This is a genomic window from Bacillus sp. EB106-06-01-XG163 (assembly GCF_058791615.1).
Genome location: NZ_JBYTDS010000025.1, coordinates 1 through 16,754, shown reverse-complemented (window position 1 = coordinate 16,754; position 16,754 = coordinate 1). Strand labels below are relative to the sequence as shown.

17 protein-coding genes, 1 tRNA gene, 1 other RNA gene and 1 other annotated feature are annotated in these 16,754 nt (G+C 45.2%); of the genes, 6 read left to right on the top strand and 13 right to left on the bottom strand.

Features of this window, described 5'->3' with window-relative positions:
- Window positions 1–230: 230 nt before the first annotated feature.
- From AC3WTF_RS19060 to tadA, 7 genes are all read right to left on the bottom strand, one after another.
- Complete coding sequence (locus tag AC3WTF_RS19060) at window positions 231–494, bottom strand: pro-sigmaK processing inhibitor BofA family protein (RefSeq protein ID WP_003150686.1); 264 nt, start codon at window positions 492–494, stop codon at window positions 231–233.
- Window positions 495–554: 60 nt separating this feature from the next.
- A complete protein-coding gene (locus tag AC3WTF_RS19055; protein WP_007408755.1) occupies window positions 555–779 on the bottom strand; it encodes a YaaL family protein in 225 nt (74 codons plus the stop codon).
- Window positions 780–797: 18 nt separating this feature from the next.
- Window positions 798–1,394, bottom strand: coding sequence for a recombination protein RecR (gene recR, locus AC3WTF_RS19050; RefSeq protein WP_003150697.1), 597 nt, complete (start codon window positions 1,392–1,394; stop codon window positions 798–800).
- Window positions 1,395–1,408: 14 nt separating this feature from the next.
- Window positions 1,409–1,732, bottom strand: a complete 324-nt coding sequence (locus AC3WTF_RS19045; protein WP_007408754.1) for a YbaB/EbfC family nucleoid-associated protein — start codon at window positions 1,730–1,732, stop codon at window positions 1,409–1,411.
- Between the two features lie 24 nt (window positions 1,733–1,756).
- The gene (gene dnaX, locus AC3WTF_RS19040; protein ID WP_007408753.1) at window positions 1,757–3,448 is read right to left on the bottom strand and encodes a DNA polymerase III subunit gamma/tau; all 1,692 of its coding nucleotides are present in this window, start codon (window positions 3,446–3,448) and stop codon (window positions 1,757–1,759) included.
- A 133-nt stretch (window positions 3,449–3,581) separates the two neighbouring features.
- An RNA gene (gene ffs / locus AC3WTF_RS19035) (signal recognition particle sRNA large type) lies at window positions 3,582–3,846 on the bottom strand.
- 84 nt (window positions 3,847–3,930) lie between these two features.
- A complete protein-coding gene (gene tadA / locus AC3WTF_RS19030; protein WP_007408751.1) occupies window positions 3,931–4,413 on the bottom strand; it encodes a tRNA adenosine(34) deaminase TadA in 483 nt (160 codons plus the stop codon).
- Between the two features lie 82 nt (window positions 4,414–4,495).
- On the opposite strand from tadA, the gene AC3WTF_RS19025 reads away from it, so the two are divergent.
- The 4 genes from AC3WTF_RS19025 to dck all read left to right on the top strand — a co-directional run bounded on the left by AC3WTF_RS19025 (window position 4,496) and on the right by dck (window position 7,771).
- Complete coding sequence (locus tag AC3WTF_RS19025) at window positions 4,496–5,047, top strand: cysteine hydrolase family protein (protein ID WP_007408750.1); 552 nt, start codon at window positions 4,496–4,498, stop codon at window positions 5,045–5,047.
- A gap of 71 nt (window positions 5,048–5,118) precedes the next feature.
- Window positions 5,119–6,402 (top strand): glycoside hydrolase family 18 protein, encoded by a 1,284-nt coding sequence (locus tag AC3WTF_RS19020; protein WP_032868303.1) that lies wholly within the window; start codon window positions 5,119–5,121, stop codon window positions 6,400–6,402.
- Between the two features lie 95 nt (window positions 6,403–6,497).
- The gene (dgk, locus tag AC3WTF_RS19015) at window positions 6,498–7,121 is read left to right on the top strand and encodes a deoxyguanosine kinase (RefSeq protein ID WP_007408747.1); all 624 of its coding nucleotides are present in this window, start codon (window positions 6,498–6,500) and stop codon (window positions 7,119–7,121) included.
- On the top strand, window positions 7,118–7,771 hold the full coding sequence (dck, locus tag AC3WTF_RS19010; RefSeq protein ID WP_007408746.1) for a deoxyadenosine/deoxycytidine kinase: 654 nt from the start codon (window positions 7,118–7,120) through the stop codon (window positions 7,769–7,771). Before dgk ends, dck begins: the two co-directional genes overlap by 4 nt.
- A 130-nt stretch (window positions 7,772–7,901) precedes the next feature.
- Here dck and AC3WTF_RS19005 read toward each other — a convergent pair.
- A tRNA-Ser gene (locus AC3WTF_RS19005) sits at window positions 7,902–7,994 on the bottom strand.
- Between the two features lie 216 nt (window positions 7,995–8,210).
- Here AC3WTF_RS19005 and AC3WTF_RS19000 point away from each other — a divergent pair.
- Entirely contained in the window at window positions 8,211–9,356 is a 1,146-nt protein-coding gene (locus AC3WTF_RS19000) for a glycerate kinase (protein ID WP_129003536.1), read from the top strand.
- Between the two features lie 10 nt (window positions 9,357–9,366).
- Here the strand turns inward: AC3WTF_RS19000 and serS are convergent, their stop codons facing one another.
- The 5 genes from serS to guaB form a co-directional block, all read right to left on the bottom strand.
- The gene (gene serS, locus AC3WTF_RS18995; protein ID WP_007408744.1) at window positions 9,367–10,644 is read right to left on the bottom strand and encodes a serine--tRNA ligase; all 1,278 of its coding nucleotides are present in this window, start codon (window positions 10,642–10,644) and stop codon (window positions 9,367–9,369) included.
- 54 nt (window positions 10,645–10,698) lie between these two features.
- Window positions 10,699–10,911 (bottom strand) — a binding site (T-box leader).
- Window positions 10,912–10,963: 52 nt separating this feature from the next.
- Window positions 10,964–11,554, bottom strand: a complete 591-nt coding sequence (gene pdxT, locus AC3WTF_RS18990; RefSeq protein WP_007615126.1) for a pyridoxal 5'-phosphate synthase glutaminase subunit PdxT — start codon at window positions 11,552–11,554, stop codon at window positions 10,964–10,966.
- 21 nt (window positions 11,555–11,575) lie between these two features.
- Entirely contained in the window at window positions 11,576–12,460 is an 885-nt protein-coding gene (gene pdxS, locus AC3WTF_RS18985; protein WP_003150714.1) for a pyridoxal 5'-phosphate synthase lyase subunit PdxS, read from the bottom strand.
- Window positions 12,461–12,657: 197 nt separating this feature from the next.
- Window positions 12,658–13,989: a D-alanyl-D-alanine carboxypeptidase gene (gene dacA, locus AC3WTF_RS18980; protein WP_015239011.1), complete on the bottom strand. Its 1,332-nt coding sequence runs from the start codon at window positions 13,987–13,989 to the stop codon at window positions 12,658–12,660.
- A 152-nt stretch (window positions 13,990–14,141) separates the two neighbouring features.
- Window positions 14,142–15,608 (bottom strand): IMP dehydrogenase, encoded by a 1,467-nt coding sequence (gene guaB / locus AC3WTF_RS18975; protein WP_007408741.1) that lies wholly within the window; start codon window positions 15,606–15,608, stop codon window positions 14,142–14,144.
- A 120-nt stretch (window positions 15,609–15,728) separates the two neighbouring features.
- On the opposite strand from guaB, the gene AC3WTF_RS18970 reads away from it, so the two are divergent.
- On the top strand, window positions 15,729–16,679 hold the full coding sequence (locus tag AC3WTF_RS18970) for a YaaC family protein (protein ID WP_038462359.1): 951 nt from the start codon (window positions 15,729–15,731) through the stop codon (window positions 16,677–16,679).
- Window positions 16,680–16,754 lie beyond the last annotated feature (75 nt).

Genomic DNA, 16,754 nt, shown 5'->3' with positions numbered 1-16,754 from the left:
CACATCGCTGTGCGATTTATTTAAAACTTTGAATTAACAGGTACGTTTTGTCTTGTTTAGTTTTCAAAGAACTTTGTCCATCGCTCTTGAAGCAACTTAATTATTGTAACATATCAGTGTCGATGTCGTCAATAACTTTTTATAATTTCTTTTTTAAGAATTCGTTTCGTCATCAGCGACGTATATTAGAATACCACCCTTGATCCAACATGTCAACAATAATCAATAAATTAAATGATGAAGCGTTTAATGACTATCAAAGCTGCGATGCCGGGAATCCCCAGAATCCCGCTGATGCCCGTTGTAATCAGGTTAACAGGGATATGAATACCGAGACTGCCTCCGAACAAGTTCACACCCACCAGCAGAATCGCACCGGCAATAAACTTAATCGCAGTCACACCAATCCATCTTAACGGTTTTGAAGATACCCCCCATAAAAAAAGCAAAGCAACCAGACCGACAATCAAACCGATAATGAAAAAAGGCTCCATGAATCTTCCCCCTCGCTTGTTTAGTACAAGCTTATGAGAAGATCCCGGAGAATAGACCTCTTACTTCCATCTGCTCATTTTCAAATTCCGCTGCTTCGCTTCTTTCAAATAAAAAAAGTACTTAGATTCAGCGACTTTCAGCTCAAACAATACCTCAGCGGAGGGCTCGAGACTTTTCTCGACCAGACTCTTCTGTCTGTTCCATTCTTCTTTTTGTTTAAAGAGCTGTTCTATCAGCTTCTCATCAAACTCTTTTCTTAATGTATTTCTGCGAAGAAAACCCATGCCTTGCCTTTTCCTCCCTTACAATTCACGTCTTCCTTCAAGAGCTTTTGAAAGAGTGACCTCATCAGCATATTCCAAATCACCGCCGACGGGCAGACCGTGGGCAATACGGGAGAGCTTGATGCCTGAGGGCTTTAACAGCCTTGATATATACATCGCTGTTGCTTCCCCTTCAATATTAGGGTTGGTTGCGAGAATAACTTCTGTCACTTGATCATCCTGAAGACGTTTCAGCAGCTCCGGAATCTTAATATCCTCCGGGCCGATGCCGTCCATTGGTGAAATCGCGCCGTGAAGAACATGATACTGGCCGTTATATTCCTTCATTTTCTCCATTGCGATCACATCCTTAGGGTCCTGCACGACACAAATAACAGACTTATCCCTTCTTGTGTCCTCACATATATAACAAGGGTCTTGATCTGTTATATGTCCGCAAATCGAGCAATATGTCAGATTCCGCTTCGCATTGACAAGCGCCTTAGCAAAATCCAATACTGTGTCTTCTTTCATACCTAGAACAAAAAAAGCCAGACGAACCGCTGTTTTCGGTCCGATCCCTGGCAATTTCATAAAGCTGTCAATCAGCTTTGATATTGGTTCAGGATACTGCATGTTTATTTATCCCCCTAGAATAAACCCGGTATGTTCATTCCTTTTGTAAATTGTCCCATTGTCTCATTCGTCATGTCATCCACTTTTTTGAGGGCGTCGTTTGTCGCAGCAAGAACCAGGTCCTGAAGCATTTCGATATCTTCCGGATCAACGACTTCTTCTTTAATGGCAATGTCTACAACTTCTTTTTGGCCGTTGACTTTTACAGTCACCATACCGCCGCCTGCTGTGCCTTCAAGCACTTTTTCAGCAAGCTCCTCCTGAGCCTTCGCCATATCCTTTTGCATTTTTTGCATTTGTTTCATCATTTTTTGCATGTTTCCCATTCCGCCACGCATATTCAATCACTCTCTTTCATCTTATTAGTCTTTTATTTCGATTAAATCCGCTCCGACAAGTTTTTTCGCCTCTGCAATCAGCGGATCTTCTTCAGCCGGTTCGTTTGATCCTTCACTTTCCTGCTGGTGATCATTTAAAAATTCTTCTCTTATTTTACCCCATTGTGCTTCCGGAACGCCAATCAAATCCATTCTTTTCCCGAGCATTGATTCGAGAATCTGTTCAAGATTCGTACGGACTCCGTTATTGTCTTCTGCAACCATTTTACAATGGATTTCGTATTTAAATTTAAGCACAAATGCCTTTTGAGCAGCAGCCACCGGTTCACTGTCATTCAAAAGAGCCGCATGAGACACCTTATTCTGCTGTTTCAGGTGTGCCAGCAGCTTGCCCCAGCTGCTTTTAAGCTGTTCAAGTTCAGGTCTTGTGGCTTCCTTCAATATCTCATGAATTCTTCCGACCGGAGCTTTGTAATGGCTTTTTCCGCCTTTTTGAGGACGCGGAGCTTCTTTCGGAGCGCTTTCCATCTGAACCTTCACACCGGAGGTTTTCAGCCTTTCTACTTCCTGCTCAAGCTGCTGAATCTTATTCATCAGCATGCCGACCTCAGGGGTGTCTCCGGCGGATTGCTGTGCCGTCTGGCATATTTTCACGACAGCCACTTCAAAAAAGATTCTTGGGTGGTTCGTCCACTTCATTTCCTGATGGCTTTTATTCAGGATATCAATCATCTCATATAAAGCGGGGGCCGGTATGTCACCGCTCAGATTCCGAAACGTTTCATCGACCTTCACCTTCTCCAGGACTCCTTCTAAACCGGGAGCGGCCTGGTACAAGAGCATATCCCTGAAATAGAAAATCATATCTTCAATCAGTTTGGCCGCATCTTTCCCTTGCTGGAGCAATTCATTCAGTGTTTCCAATGCCTCGGAAACCTGTTTGCGGTGAAGAGCAGATGCCAGTTTTCCAATATAGTGCTGAGAAACGGCTCCGGTAATGAGCAATGCATCATCCACCGACAGCTCCTCGCCGCTGAATGATACGGCTTGATCGAGCAGGCTCAGCGCGTCCCTCATTCCTCCGTCCGCAGCACTCGCTATGATATCAAGGGCTCCTTCTTCCACCTTCAGCTGCTCTGCATCGACGATTGTCTTCATTCGTCCGACAATTGCTTTGGATGTAATCCGTTTGAAGTCAAAACGCTGACATCTGGAGATAATGGTTAAAGGAATCTTATGAGGCTCAGTCGTAGCTAATATGAAAATGCAATGTGCCGGCGGTTCTTCCAGCGTTTTCAGAAGCGCATTGAATGCGCCGATAGAGAGCATATGCACCTCATCTATAATATATACTTTGTAGGTGACGGCCGACGGGGCGAATTTTACTTTGTCACGGATGTCGCGGATTTCGTCTACGCCGTTATTCGACGCCGCATCTATTTCAATCACATCTGATATAGAGCCGTTTGTGATCCCCTTGCACGCCGCACATTCATTGCACGGTTCTTCTACGGGGGCGTGCTCACAGTTGACTGCTTTCGCAAATATTTTAGCTGCACTGGTTTTTCCCGTTCCCCGCGGTCCAGAAAACAGATATGCATGAGAAAATTTCTTTTGCAAAAGGGCATTTTGCAGCGTTTTCGTAATGTGTTCCTGTCCGACCACATCTTCAAACTGCTGAGGCCTAAATACTCGATATAAAGCTTGGTAACCCACAGGATGCGCCCTCCTCTGTTATTCATCATGTTTATTATACATGAACGTGCTTTTAACGCCAAAACCCGTTTTTCATATACGAAAAAACTCACCTGCCATAAACAGGTGAGTCTGAAATTTGATGATTGATTTACCGTGCACCTTCTGTCGATTCGCTACCCTAAGCGTTACTTAAGCAGTTAGCTCAGCCCAGGCAACCCTGCGGCACATGAGAGGTTTCACTTAATGCTGCTTCCTTCCGGACCTGACATGGTTCATGAATTCCCATTGCGCAGGACCCAGACGTCAACGCCACTTACTTAAGGCAGACCTTACAGTAAACGAACCTCGAGAAGGGATTCGGCCCCGCTAGAGCGGATTGCGGGTACAGGGCACCGCTACCTCCCCGCTTAGCACGGCAAAATAAATATCAAATTTTTATATGAGCACCATTCATGATGCACACATAAGTATATCTGCTTCAGGCAGAAAATGCAACCGTACTACTCAGACAACTTTTTCCTCATGTCTTTCTTTTGCCGGCGCAGCTTTCTGAAAAAAGCGCTGAGCATTTCTCCGCACTCTTCTCCGAGCACGCCGCTCACCACTTCCGCTTGGTGGTTGAACCGCTCTTCCTGCAAGAGGTTCATCAGCGTTCCTGTACAGCCCCCCTTGGGATCAAATGCGCCGAATACGACCTTATCGACTCTCGAAAGCACGACGGCTCCCGCGCACATCGGACACGGCTCCAAAGTGACATAAAGAACGGCATCCTCAAGTCTCCATGTCCCCAGCCTACGGCACGCTTCGTCTATCGCCAGCATTTCGGCGTGGGCAAGCGACCTCTGTTCAGTCTCCCGCAGATTATGCGCCCGCGCCACGATCTCATCGTGCAGAACAAGAACTGCTCCGATCGGCACTTCACCTTTCGCTTCGGCTTTCTTCGCTTCTTTTATGGCTTCTCTCATATAATATTCATCATTCATAGGTTCGAGCTCTCTTCTTAAGTTTTTTCATGTCTCATAAAGGTTAAAATAGGAATACCCCAGCAGAAAGGAGTTGCCGGTATTGTCTGAACCTAACAACACAGCCCTTCTGATTGTCGATATGATCAACAATTTTCAATTTGATATGGGCGAACGTCTTGCTGAAAAAACCAAACAAATTGTCCCCCGTATTTTATCATTAAAGAAGCATGCAAAACAAAGCAACTGGCCGATTATTTATATTAATGATCATTACGGGCTCTGGAAGGCTGATATTGATGCCATCAGGGAGGAATGCAGCAACGACAGAAGCGCCCCCATTATAAAAGAAATTTCGCCTCAGCCGGATGATTATTTTCTCATTAAACCGAAGCATTCCGCTTTTTACGAAACAGCGCTTCACACCCTTCTGACCGAATTACAAGTGAACCGATTAGTCATCACGGGGATTGCCGGGAACATTTGTGTGCTGTTCACGGCCAACGACGCCTATATGAGAGAATACAGCATTGCCATTCCGAAAGACTGCACCGCTTCCAATAACGACGAAGACAATGATTTCGCTTTGACCATGATGGAGAATGTTCTCTTCGCAGAAATAACCACGGAAAAACAAATTACCGCCGAAAAATAAACATGATCAGCCTCCTTTTTTCATATATTTGATAGCGGATATGAAAGGAGGCGTTTTTCATTCAGATCTATATAGTGAAACGGGGCGACACGCTTTCCGCTATTGCGGCGCGCTACCGGACTGCCGCAAATGTCATTGCGGAAGCAAATAAACTGCCTAATCCAAATACATTGGTTGTCGGACAAACCCTTGTCATCCCGATTGAGGGTCAATATTACGAAGTGAAACAAGGTGATACTCTCGCGGCAATCGCCGGCCGTTTTCATATATCGGCCGCGGAGCTTGCGAGGGTTAACGGAATTCAGCCCGGCACCACATTGAGAGTCGGAACCAGCCTTTACATTCCGCAGCAGGCGAATAAGCCCGATATCGAATCAAACGCATATATAGAACCGCGGGGAACGAGCGTAAGCGCTAATCTGCAGCAGGCGGCAAGGGAGGCCTCTCCTTATTTAACATACCTTGGCGCATTCAGTTTTCAAGTGCAGCGGAACGGGACTTTAAAGGAACCGCCTCTGACCAATTTAAAAAGTATCAGTGACAGGCACAACACCACACTGATGATGATCATCACCAACCTTGAAAATGACGCATTCAGCGATGAACTCGGGCGGCTCATCTTGAATGACAATACAGTGAAAACAAAACTCTTTCAGGAAATCGTCTCCACGGCTAAAAAGTACGGCTTTCGCGATATTCACTTTGATTTCGAATATTTACGTCCACAGGACAGAGAAGCCTACAATCGTTTTTTACGTGAAGCGAGGACGATTTTTCATCGGGAAGGCTGGAAGATTTCAACGGCGCTTGCTCCGAAAACGAGCGCGACTCAGGCCGGCAAATGGTACGAAGCACATGACTATAGGGCACATGGAGAAATCGTCGATTTTGTCGTAATCATGACATATGAGTGGGGGTACAGCGGAGGCCCGGCTCAGGCCGTATCACCTATCGGCCCTGTAAGAAATGTCATTGAGTACGCGCTGACGGAAATGCCTTCTTCAAAAATCGTTATGGGCCAGAACATGTACGGCTACGATTGGACACTGCCTTTTAAACAGGGAACGACAGCCAAAGCCGTCAGTCCTCAGCAGGCAATCGCTCTGGCAGCACGCCATAAAGTCGACATTCAATATGACGAAACCGCCCAGGCTCCATTCTTCCGATACACGGATGAAAATCAGAGACGGCATGAAGTATGGTTTGAAGACGCACGATCCATTCAAGCGAAATTCAATTTAATTAAAGAACTTCATTTAAGAGGAATCAGCTATTGGAAACTCGGCCTTTCTTTCCCGCAAAACTGGCTTTTGCTCAACGATCAATTTCATATTGTAAAAGAGACGTTTCGTTAATTGGAAGCGTCTTTTTTCATGGGCTTTTCTGAGAGTGTGATACAATATAAAGGCCGGCAGCTGACGGATGTTTGCAGAATTAAGGAGGATTTTCAATGAACAGAGCCCCTTTTATCGCGGTAGAAGGTCCTATCGGGGCAGGAAAAACGACACTCGCTACGATGCTTTCTGAAGAGCTCGGTTTTCCTATGATTAATGAGATTGTGGAAGACAACCCTTATCTCGATAAGTTTTATGACAATATCGAGGAGTGGAGTTTCCAGCTTGAAATGTTTTTTCTATGTCACAGGTATAAACAGCTTGAAGACACCGATCGAGATTATTTAAAACAAGGACAGCCCGTTTTGTCCGATTATCATATTTATAAAAATGTTATTTTCGCAGAGCGTACATTGCACGGCCAAAAGCTTGAGAAATATAAGCAGATTTATCATCTGCTCACTCACGACCTGCCGAAACCGAACATCATTGTATACATAAAGGCAAGCCTGCCGACATTGCTTCAACGCATTGAAAAACGCGGGCGCCCGTTTGAGAAAAATATCGAGCATCAATATCTGGAACGTCTCATTGCAGATTACGACACAGCCATCAGACAGCTTCAGGAAGAAGATCCGGATATATCTGTACTGACCATTGACGGTGATACTGAAGACTTTGTTTTGAATAAGACAGACTATGAAAGAATTGCCCGTCAGGTAAAGGAGCTTATTAAATGAAAGACATTCATATTCCAAACAACGCCATTATCACAGTAGCGGGAACGGTAGGAGTCGGAAAATCGACTTTGACCAAAGCTTTAGCAAAACGGCTCGGGTTTCATACCTCACTTGAGGAAGTGGATGAAAACCCTTATTTAGAGAAGTTTTATCACGATTTTGAACGCTGGAGCTTCCATTTGCAAATTTATTTTCTGGCTGAGCGGTTCAAAGAGCAGAAAAACATGTTTGAATCAGGCGGCGGATTCGTGCAGGACCGTTCGATTTATGAAGATACAGGCATATTCGCAAAAATGCATGCCGATAAAGGAACCATGTCGCTGACAGATTACACAACATACACAAGTCTATTTGAGGCGATGGTCATGACGCCGTACTTCCCGCATCCTGATGTTTTGATCTATTTAGAAGGCGACCTTGAAAACATTATAAACCGGATTGAAAAGCGGGGCCGCGAGATGGAGCTGCAGACAAACCGCTCCTATTGGGAAGAGATGTATACACGGTACGAAGACTGGATCAGCGGTTTTAACGCCTGCCCTGTGCTAAAAGTGCGCATTGAAGATTATGACCTTGAAGCTGATGAACAGTCACTGGAACCTTTGATCGAAAAAATCAGCCGCGTGATCAACGAAAACAGAAATAAATAAAAATAGCAAAGCGATTTTCCCCGAACAGAGAAAATCGCTTTTTTTGCATATAAAAAATCCGCTGCATCACATGCAGCGGACAAAACAATCTCCAATATATGCTCGAGTTTCATTAGGTTTAAAATCAATATGGCGGAGGAAGAGGGATTCGAACCCCCGCGGGCTTTGACACCCCTGTCGGTTTTCAAGACCGATCCCTTCAGCCAGACTTGGGTATTCCTCCGTATCGACATTTAATAATATACCACATGACCTAAATTTCAGTCAAGCGCTTTTTCATATTTTTTATTTCATTTCTTAAACAGCTTGTCCGTCAGCTTTACTATCATACAAAAGTCTTGCGTCCAATTCAACCTCAGTATGCCATACGGGCAGGAAAACACAGTAAAAATCAAGAATAGATTCAAACAGATACCTGCTCATAAAGGTGGAGAACATAATGAAAATCATCATTGCACCGGATTCTTTCAAAGAAAGCATGACATCAAAAGAAGCCGCTGACAGCATAGAAAAAGGATTCAAAGCGGTCTTCCCTGACGCGGAATATTTCAAGATACCTGCGGCCGACGGCGGAGAAGGAACCGTTCAGGCTTTGACGGATGCCACTGGCGGAAGCATCATCAAAAAAACTGTGACCGGTCCGCTGGGAACGCCGGTAAACGCCGCATATGGACTTCTGGGAGACGGACGCACAGTAGTCATTGAAATGGCGGAAGCATCGGGACTTCATCTCGTTCCCCGCCATCTCAGAGATCCGTTGAACACAACGACAAGAGGAACGGGTGAACTGATAGCAGATGCAGCTTCCCGCGGGGCGGGTGAGATCATCATCGGGCTTGGCGGGAGCGCAACCAATGACGGCGGAACAGGAATGGCGAGCGCGCTCGGTGTGCGTTTCTTAAATGAGGAAGGTCAGGAGATACCTGACGGCGGAGGCGCTCTGCACACCCTAGCTTCTATTGATATAAGCGGTCTCTCTCCTGATCTGAAACATATCCGTATCCGTGCCGCATGTGATGTCGAAAATCCTCTGACCGGTAAAAACGGCGCGTCATATGTCTTCGGCCCGCAAAAAGGGGCATCCGAGAAGACTAAAGTTGTATTGGATCGCAACTTACGCCATTTCGCTGACGTATTGAGACGTCAGCACGATATCGAAGCGGATACCGTAAAAGGCGCGGGCGCCGCAGGGGGACTCGGCGCCGGACTGATCGCTTTCTTACAGGCAGAACTTCAAAGCGGGATTGACGTTGTATTAGATACACTATCCTTCTCAGATCAGATAAGAGGCGCTGACCTTGTCATTACCGGAGAGGGGCAGATAGACGGACAAACGCTATTCGGCAAAACCCCCGCCGGGATCGCCGCACGCGCATCTGCTCAAGAAATTCCCGTTATCGCATTGGCGGGCTCCTTAGGCAAAAATTTCGAGCATGTTTACAGCGCAGGAATAACGGCTGTGTTTTCTATCGTGCCCGGCGCTGTAAGTCTTGAAGACGCCTTAGCATCCGGCCGTTTTAACCTTGAAAGCACTGCCCGGAATGCCGCCGCTCTATACCGGGCAGCAAAAAAGGCGCGCCTCTAGGGCGCACCTTTTACGGTTTGATGACTTCTTTATTTCCCATATAAGGACGAAGCACTTTCGGAATGATGACACTTCCGTCTTCCTGCTGATAGTTTTCTAAGATGGCAGCTACTGTTCTGCCGACTGCAAGACCTGAACCGTTTAATGTATGCACATGCTCCGGCTTGCCTTTCGCTTCGCGTCTGAATCGAATGTTTGCGCGTCTCGCCTGGAAGGCCTCAAAGTTACTGCAAGAAGAAATTTCACGGTATGTGTCTTGGCTTGGAATCCATACCTCAATATCGTACTTTTTCGCGGCTGTAAAGCCGAGATCACCGGTACACATGCTCATGACACGATACGGCAGTTCAAGCAGCTGAAGCACCCGCTCAGCTTGATTTGTCAGTTTTTCAAGCTCTTCATAAGAATCTTCCGGCTTCACGAATTTCACAAGCTCAACCTTGTTGAACTGATGCTGGCGGATCAAACCGCGTGTATCACGGCCGGCAGATCCCGCTTCTGAACGGAAGCAAGCGCTGAATGCGGCATAATTGATCGGCAGGTTCTCACCGGATAAGATTTCATCGCGGTGCATATTTGTAATCGGCACTTCCGCCGTCGGAATTAAGAAATAATCTTCTTCTCTGATTTTAAAAGCATCCTCTTCAAATTTAGGAAGCTGTCCCGTACCTGTCATGCTCGTACGGTTTACCATATAAGGAGGAATGACTTCCGTGTAATCATATTCATCAACGTGAAGATCCAGCATAAAGTTGTAGAGCGCGCGTTCGAGGCGGGCGCCTAATCCTTTATAAAACACAAACCGGCTGCCTGTTACTTTTGAAGCGCGTTCGAAATCAAGAATGTTTAAATGGTCTGCGATATCCCAATGCGGTTTCGGCTCATATGAAAATGCCGGCGCCTCTCCCCACTTGCGAATTTCAATGTTATCATCTTCCGTTTCCCCGACGGGCACTGAATCGTGCGGGATGTTCGGAATAGACAGAAGGATGGTTTCGAGCGTCGTTTCGACAGTACGAAGCTCTTCATCAAGTTTCTTAATTTCTTCGCCCACTTCGCGCATCTCTTTAATAATATGATCAGCGTCTTTTTTCTCCCGTTTCAAAACGGCGACCTGCTGAGATACTTCATTGCGTTTTCCCTTCAGTTCTTCTACTTTACCGATAAGCTCTCTTCTCTTTTCGTCCAGCTCTTCAAACTTGTCAAAGTCAGATAAGTCTTCGCCTTTTGGAATGAGCTTCGCTTTCACCTCTTGAAAATTGGCTCTCAGCACCTTCGTATCAATCATGCCTAACAACTCCTATCTGTTTTTATCGAAAATAAAAAAGAGCCCTCATCCCCTAAAAGGGACGAGAGCTCTCGCGTTGCCACCCTGATTGAAAACAAGCTCACACTTGCTTCCCGCTTTAACACATAACGGTTTTCCCGTAAATGCCTACTTGGTTTCAGCATTTCGCTCAAGGACGGATTCGGACAGCATCTTTCACCGATTCGCACCACCCATCGGCTCTCTTTGAAAGAGGGGCCCCCTACTGCTTCCTGTCAACGCTTTTCGATCTTTATTTGTGTTTATAATGTACTATAAGTATCAGCGGTTTTCAACTGTTTTATACAGCTGTTTCCTGCTTATGCTTTTCCGCCATCTTCACAAACAGCTCTGTCACCCGGTGATCATCCGTCAGTTCAGGATGGAACGAGCAGCCGAGGAAATTCCCCTGCTTTGCAGCCACGATGCGTCCGTTATGCTCACAAAGCACTTCAACATCTTCTCCGGCTTCTAAAATATGCGGCGCGCGAATAAATACACCCGTAAACGGCTCATCAAGGCCTTTAATCGTCAGATCAGCTTCAAAGCTGTCAACCTGACGGCCAAAGGAATTACGCTCGACGACAACGTTCAACAGCCCTAGATGAGCGTTATCCGTTCCCGCTATCTCTTTGGCTAAAATAATCAGACCGGCGCATGTGCCGAACATCGGCTTGCCTTGGGCGGCAAACTCGCGAAGCGGCTCCATAAAATGATACGTATCCATTAAACGCCGCATCGTCGTGCTTTCCCCGCCCGGCAGGATTAAACCGTCGATGTCATTCAGCTGTTCAGGACGCTTAATGACGACACCTTTTGAACCACATGCTTCAATTGAACGAATATGTTCTCTTACTGCTCCTTGAAGTCCAAGTACACCAATTGTTAACATGCTTCCAGCTCTCCTATGGTTTTACCAGCCGCGTTCTTGCATACGCTGTTCCGGCAATAGATTTGAGATTTCGATGCCTTTCATTGCTGTGCCTAATTCTTTAGAAAGCTCAGCGATCAGTTTGTAGTCTGTGTAATGAGTCGTTGCTTCAACAATTGCTTTGGCAAATTTAGCAGGGTTGTCTGATTTGAAAATACCTGAACCGACAAATACGCCGTCAGCGCCAAGCTGCATCATCAATGCCGCGTCAGCAGGCGTCGCTACTCCGCCGGCAGCAAAGTTCACTACAGGCAGTTTGCCGTCACGTTTGATTTGAAGAAGCAGTTCATAAGGAGCGCCGAGGTTTTTAGCTTCAGTCATCAGCTCGTCATCGCTCATCGCAACAACTTTGCGCACTTGCGCGTTTACTTTTCTCATATGGCGGACAGCTTCCACAATGTTTCCTGTTCCCGGTTCGCCTTTTGTACGAAGCATGGAAGCTCCTTCAGCGATACGGCGCGTTGCTTCGCCGAGATCACGGCAGCCGCATACGAACGGGACTGTATATTCGTTTTTATTTAAATGAAATTCTTCGTCAGCCGGAGTCAGAACTTCACTTTCATCGATGTAATCTACTCCCATTGCTTCAAGGACACGCGCTTCAACGATATGTCCGATACGCGCTTTTGCCATTACGGGAATGGATACAGCATTCATTACTTCTTCAACGATTGTCGGATCAGCCATGCGGGCAACACCGCCGGCAGCGCGAATATCAGCCGGAACGCGTTCTAACGCCATTACGGCAACAGCTCCCGCCTCTTCCGCAATCTTCGCTTGTTCAGCATTTACAACGTCCATGATGACGCCGCCTTTTTGCATTTCCGCCATGCCGCGTTTTACACGATCAGTACCTGTTTGAGCCATTATTTGGTCCCCCTAGTCAATGTATAGTTAGATAATTTCTATCTCTTATTGTATCCCAGAAATACAATATTTCATATGGGTATTCTTATTTTACAGCGAGATGAATAAGATAGATATCATTTTTTTACTAATAATTTGGTTTTTTCAGTATATTAAGCAAAAGAGCCCTAACTTTCATCAGAGCTCTTTCTTATTTCTTAAAACCAGCCTGTTACCGTGTCAACGGCGCTGTTCCAGATTCCGGAGAAGAATCCGCCGATGCCGCGCATCATCTGAACAAACCAGTTTGCTTTATCTACATCATTTTTCGTTACAAGATTCACGCTGAACTCTTTGGATTTGAGGAAGCCATAGTCTTTGTCACTGCCTTTGTATGTAACTGTCAGCGTTCCGACTTTCGTTCCCTTTTTCACAGGAGCCGTGATTTCTTTTTTATCTAAAGTCACTTCGGCTTTATAGTTCTTTTCATCCCCGCTTTTCACAGGAATAGAAAGCGCCTTGTCAGTAACAATATCGACTTGCTTGTCTTTCCCTTTTTCAACGTCAATCGTTTTGTGCCCTTTTACTTGAGAGCCTTCAGGGTAAAGATCTTTCATTGAGAAATTGCTGTTAAATGCGTAATCGAGCATTTTTTTCGTTTCATCAAAACGTCCGGTATGCAGGTTGCCTTTTGCGTCTAATACAACGGTGATGACCCGCATTCCGTTCCGCTGTGCTGTGCTTGTAAAACAAGATCCCGCAGAATCAGTAGAACCCGTTTTTAAGCCGTCAACGCCAGGGTATTCAGAAACAAGACCTTTTAACATGAAGTTCCAGTTCGGCATGTCCATTTCATCATCAGTGCCGGCTCTGAATTTCGTTTTAGCGATGCTTGTTGTTTTGAGAACTTCCGGATAATCAGTGATCAGGCGGTCTGCAAGAAGCGCCATGTCTTTAGCAGAAACTTCACTCTCTTCTTTAACGCCTTCTCCTTGCGGCTGCTTGCCGTGAAGGTCTTCATTCACAAGCCCTGTGGCATTTTTAAAATCATAGTTTGTCATGCCTAATTCTTTGGCTTTCGCATTCATTTCAGCGACAAATTTCGTTTCAGTTCCGGCAAGAATTTCGGCAACTGCAATCGCGGCTCCATTGGCAGAGTAAATCGCCATAGCCTGATACAGTTCTTTAACCGTGTATTTGCCGTCTTTTCGAAGGGGGACGTTTGATAAACTGTTGTCTTGAGAAATTTCATAGACATAATCATCAGGAGTATACGTTTGATCCCATTTCACTTTTCCTTCTTTAATGGCTTCCAGAAGCAGATATTCAGTCATCATTTTTGTCATGCTGGCAATCGGCAGTCTTTTGTCTGCATTTTTACTGTATAAAATTTTTCCCGATGAAGCCTCAATCATTATCGCAGCTGATGCGTTGACATCAATCGGGTCATTGCCGGCTGCCTCCGCTTTAGACATTGGAACAAAGCAAGTTGCGGCCAGTGCCAGTACCACTAATGACACCAACAGCTGTTTCCATTTCGTGATGTTCAATCTTACGACCTCCGTCATTCATTTTAAATCTATAATTAAGCCGTTAAGGACATATTCAAATTCAAAACACAACAGTATAAATTTTATCACACTCGATATAAAAAAAATAGACAGAGTCAGCGACCCTGTCAAATGTTTTTTATTTGTAACAATTATGAGATTGTATAGTTTGGTGATTCTTTCGTAATTTGGACATCATGCGGATGACTTTCGCGAAGTCCGGCACCTGTCATACGGATGAATTGAGCCTCTTCTCTTAAAGCGCGCAAGTCTTTTGAACCGCAATATCCCATACCTGAACGAAGACCGCCGACAAGCTGATACACTGTTTCTTCTACAGGACCTTTGTACGGAGTCCGTCCTTCGATACCTTCAGGGACGAATTTCTTATTTTCTTCTTGGAAATATCGGTCTTTACTGCCTTTTTCCATGGCAGCGACAGAACCCATACCGCGATACACTTTAAATCTTCTGCCTTGATAGATTTCAGTCTCTCCCGGGCTTTCTGAAGTACCGGCAAGCAGGCTTCCGAGCATTACGGCATGTCCGCCTGAAGCCAACGCTTTTGTAATATCTCCGGAGAATTTAATACCGCCGTCTGCGATAATTGTCGCGCCGTGTTTTCTCGCTTCAGTGGCACAATCATAAATGGCAGTGATCTGCGGTACGCCTACACCTGCAACGACGCGTGTCGTACAGATAGAACCAGGTCCGATTCCCACTTTGACAATATTTGCTCCGGCTTCAATCAGAGCTTTTGTCGCTTCAGCCGTTGCAACATTTCCTGCGATAATGTTCAGTTCAGGATATGTTTCACGGATTTTCGCAACTGTGTTCAGTACGCCTCTGGAATGTCCGTGAGCCGTATCAACCACGATAACGTCGACATTCGCTTCAACAAGCTTGCTGACGCGTGTCATTGTATCGCCTGTCACGCCTACCGCAGCGCCGACAATAAGGCGTCCGTGTTCATCTTTAGATGAATTCGGGAATTCGATAACCTTTTCAATATCTTTGATCGTAATAAGACCCTTTAATTTGTTTTGGTCATCCACTAACGGGAGTTTTTCAATTTTATGTTTCTGTAAGATTTTTTCTGCTTCGTCTAATGTGGTTCCCACAGAAGCCGTAACCAGCTCTTCTTTTGTCATGACATCACTGATTTTCATTGAATAATCAGAGATAAAGCGAAGATCACGGTTTGTAATGATACCGACAAGCTTTTGATCGTCTTTATTATCTACGATCGGAACACCGGAAATTCTGTATTTCCCCATCAAATGCTCCGCATCGAATACTTGATGATCAGGTGTTAAAAAGAAGGGATTTGTAATAACGCCCCGTTCAGAACGTTTGACTTTGTCAACATGTTCAGCCTGCTGTTCGATGGACATGTTTTTATGGATAATGCCCAAGCCGCCCTGTCTGGCCATCGCAATCGCCATAGCTGATTCTGTTACTGTATCCATTCCCGCACTGATGACAGGAATATTAAGCTTTAACGTCTTTGTCAGTTCAACAGATAAATCCACATCACGCGGAAGTACGTCTGATTGAGCCGGTACGAGCAGTACATCATCGAACGTTAAGCCTTCTTTTGAAAATTTACTTTCCCACATTAGTAAATCCCCCTCTTTTCGGCAAAATATTATATGTAGATTATCAACTAGAAAACAGCATGTCAAGGAAGCGAAAAAGAGTTGAAATATTTAGATAAAGGAAAGGGTTTAAAAATACATATGAGAGATCATGAGTGGAAAGAGTTATCATTATTTTATTCCGTAGAATCTTCCCAGAAATTTCTAAATAAAATCTATACAGAAAGCGGTATGAAAGAACCAAAACGATATGCGTTTAAGAACAGTGAGCGCTTCATATTCTTTATCAAACACGCCGAGTCCTTTTATAAGCAGGCATCTTTTTCCCCTTTAGAAATTAAGCCTATTCTGTTGTTTTACGGGATGTCACAATTGCTGAAAGCCTGTCTTCTGACCACAGATCCAAGCTATCCAAGCCACGCCTCAGTACTCGCGCATGGCGTGACTGCCCGGAAACGCAAAAAGCAAAATTACTCCTTTAGGGATGATGAAGTGAAGGTGCAGCGCAATGGCTTATGTATTCATGTAATGAAGCACTTATTCGGGATAGCTGGTCTTGAGGAAGAACGGTACACAATGAAGAAATTGCTGACAGCCATACCTGAATTGCATACTGTCTTTTACTTCCAAGAGAAAAAGAATTGGCTGACCCGTGTAGAGCTGAAAGATGACCTTATTTCAGTGCCTGAGCATGCGGTGATTCATTACAATATGTCTGATTCCCGCTTTGCTGAATATATCAGCCATCATTTGAAGTGGTCTTTTCTGAGGAAAGACCATAACCACTTGGTTTTTGAGGCTGACCCGATAGACAGAGAACCTTGGTCTTCGCCAAATTTATTGTTTCACTTGGAGAAAAATCAATATTACATTCCCTCTCAGCGTGATCACTTCCTGCATCTTCCGGAAATGATTATTCATTATTTGGTCCTCTACAATATCGGGATGATTGCGAGATATGAAACGGAGTGGTGGTATGAACTGCTGACACAGCATGTCAGTGATGATTATGTGATGATCCGCCGGTTCTTAGAGGTCACGGAACGCAAATTTCCGTATTACGTTTCTAATTTTCTGAAGCAATACTTATAAACAAAAAAGGCAGCTCATGATGAGCTGCCTTTACCATAATATAGCTTGGCGGCGTCCTACTCTCACAGGGGGAAA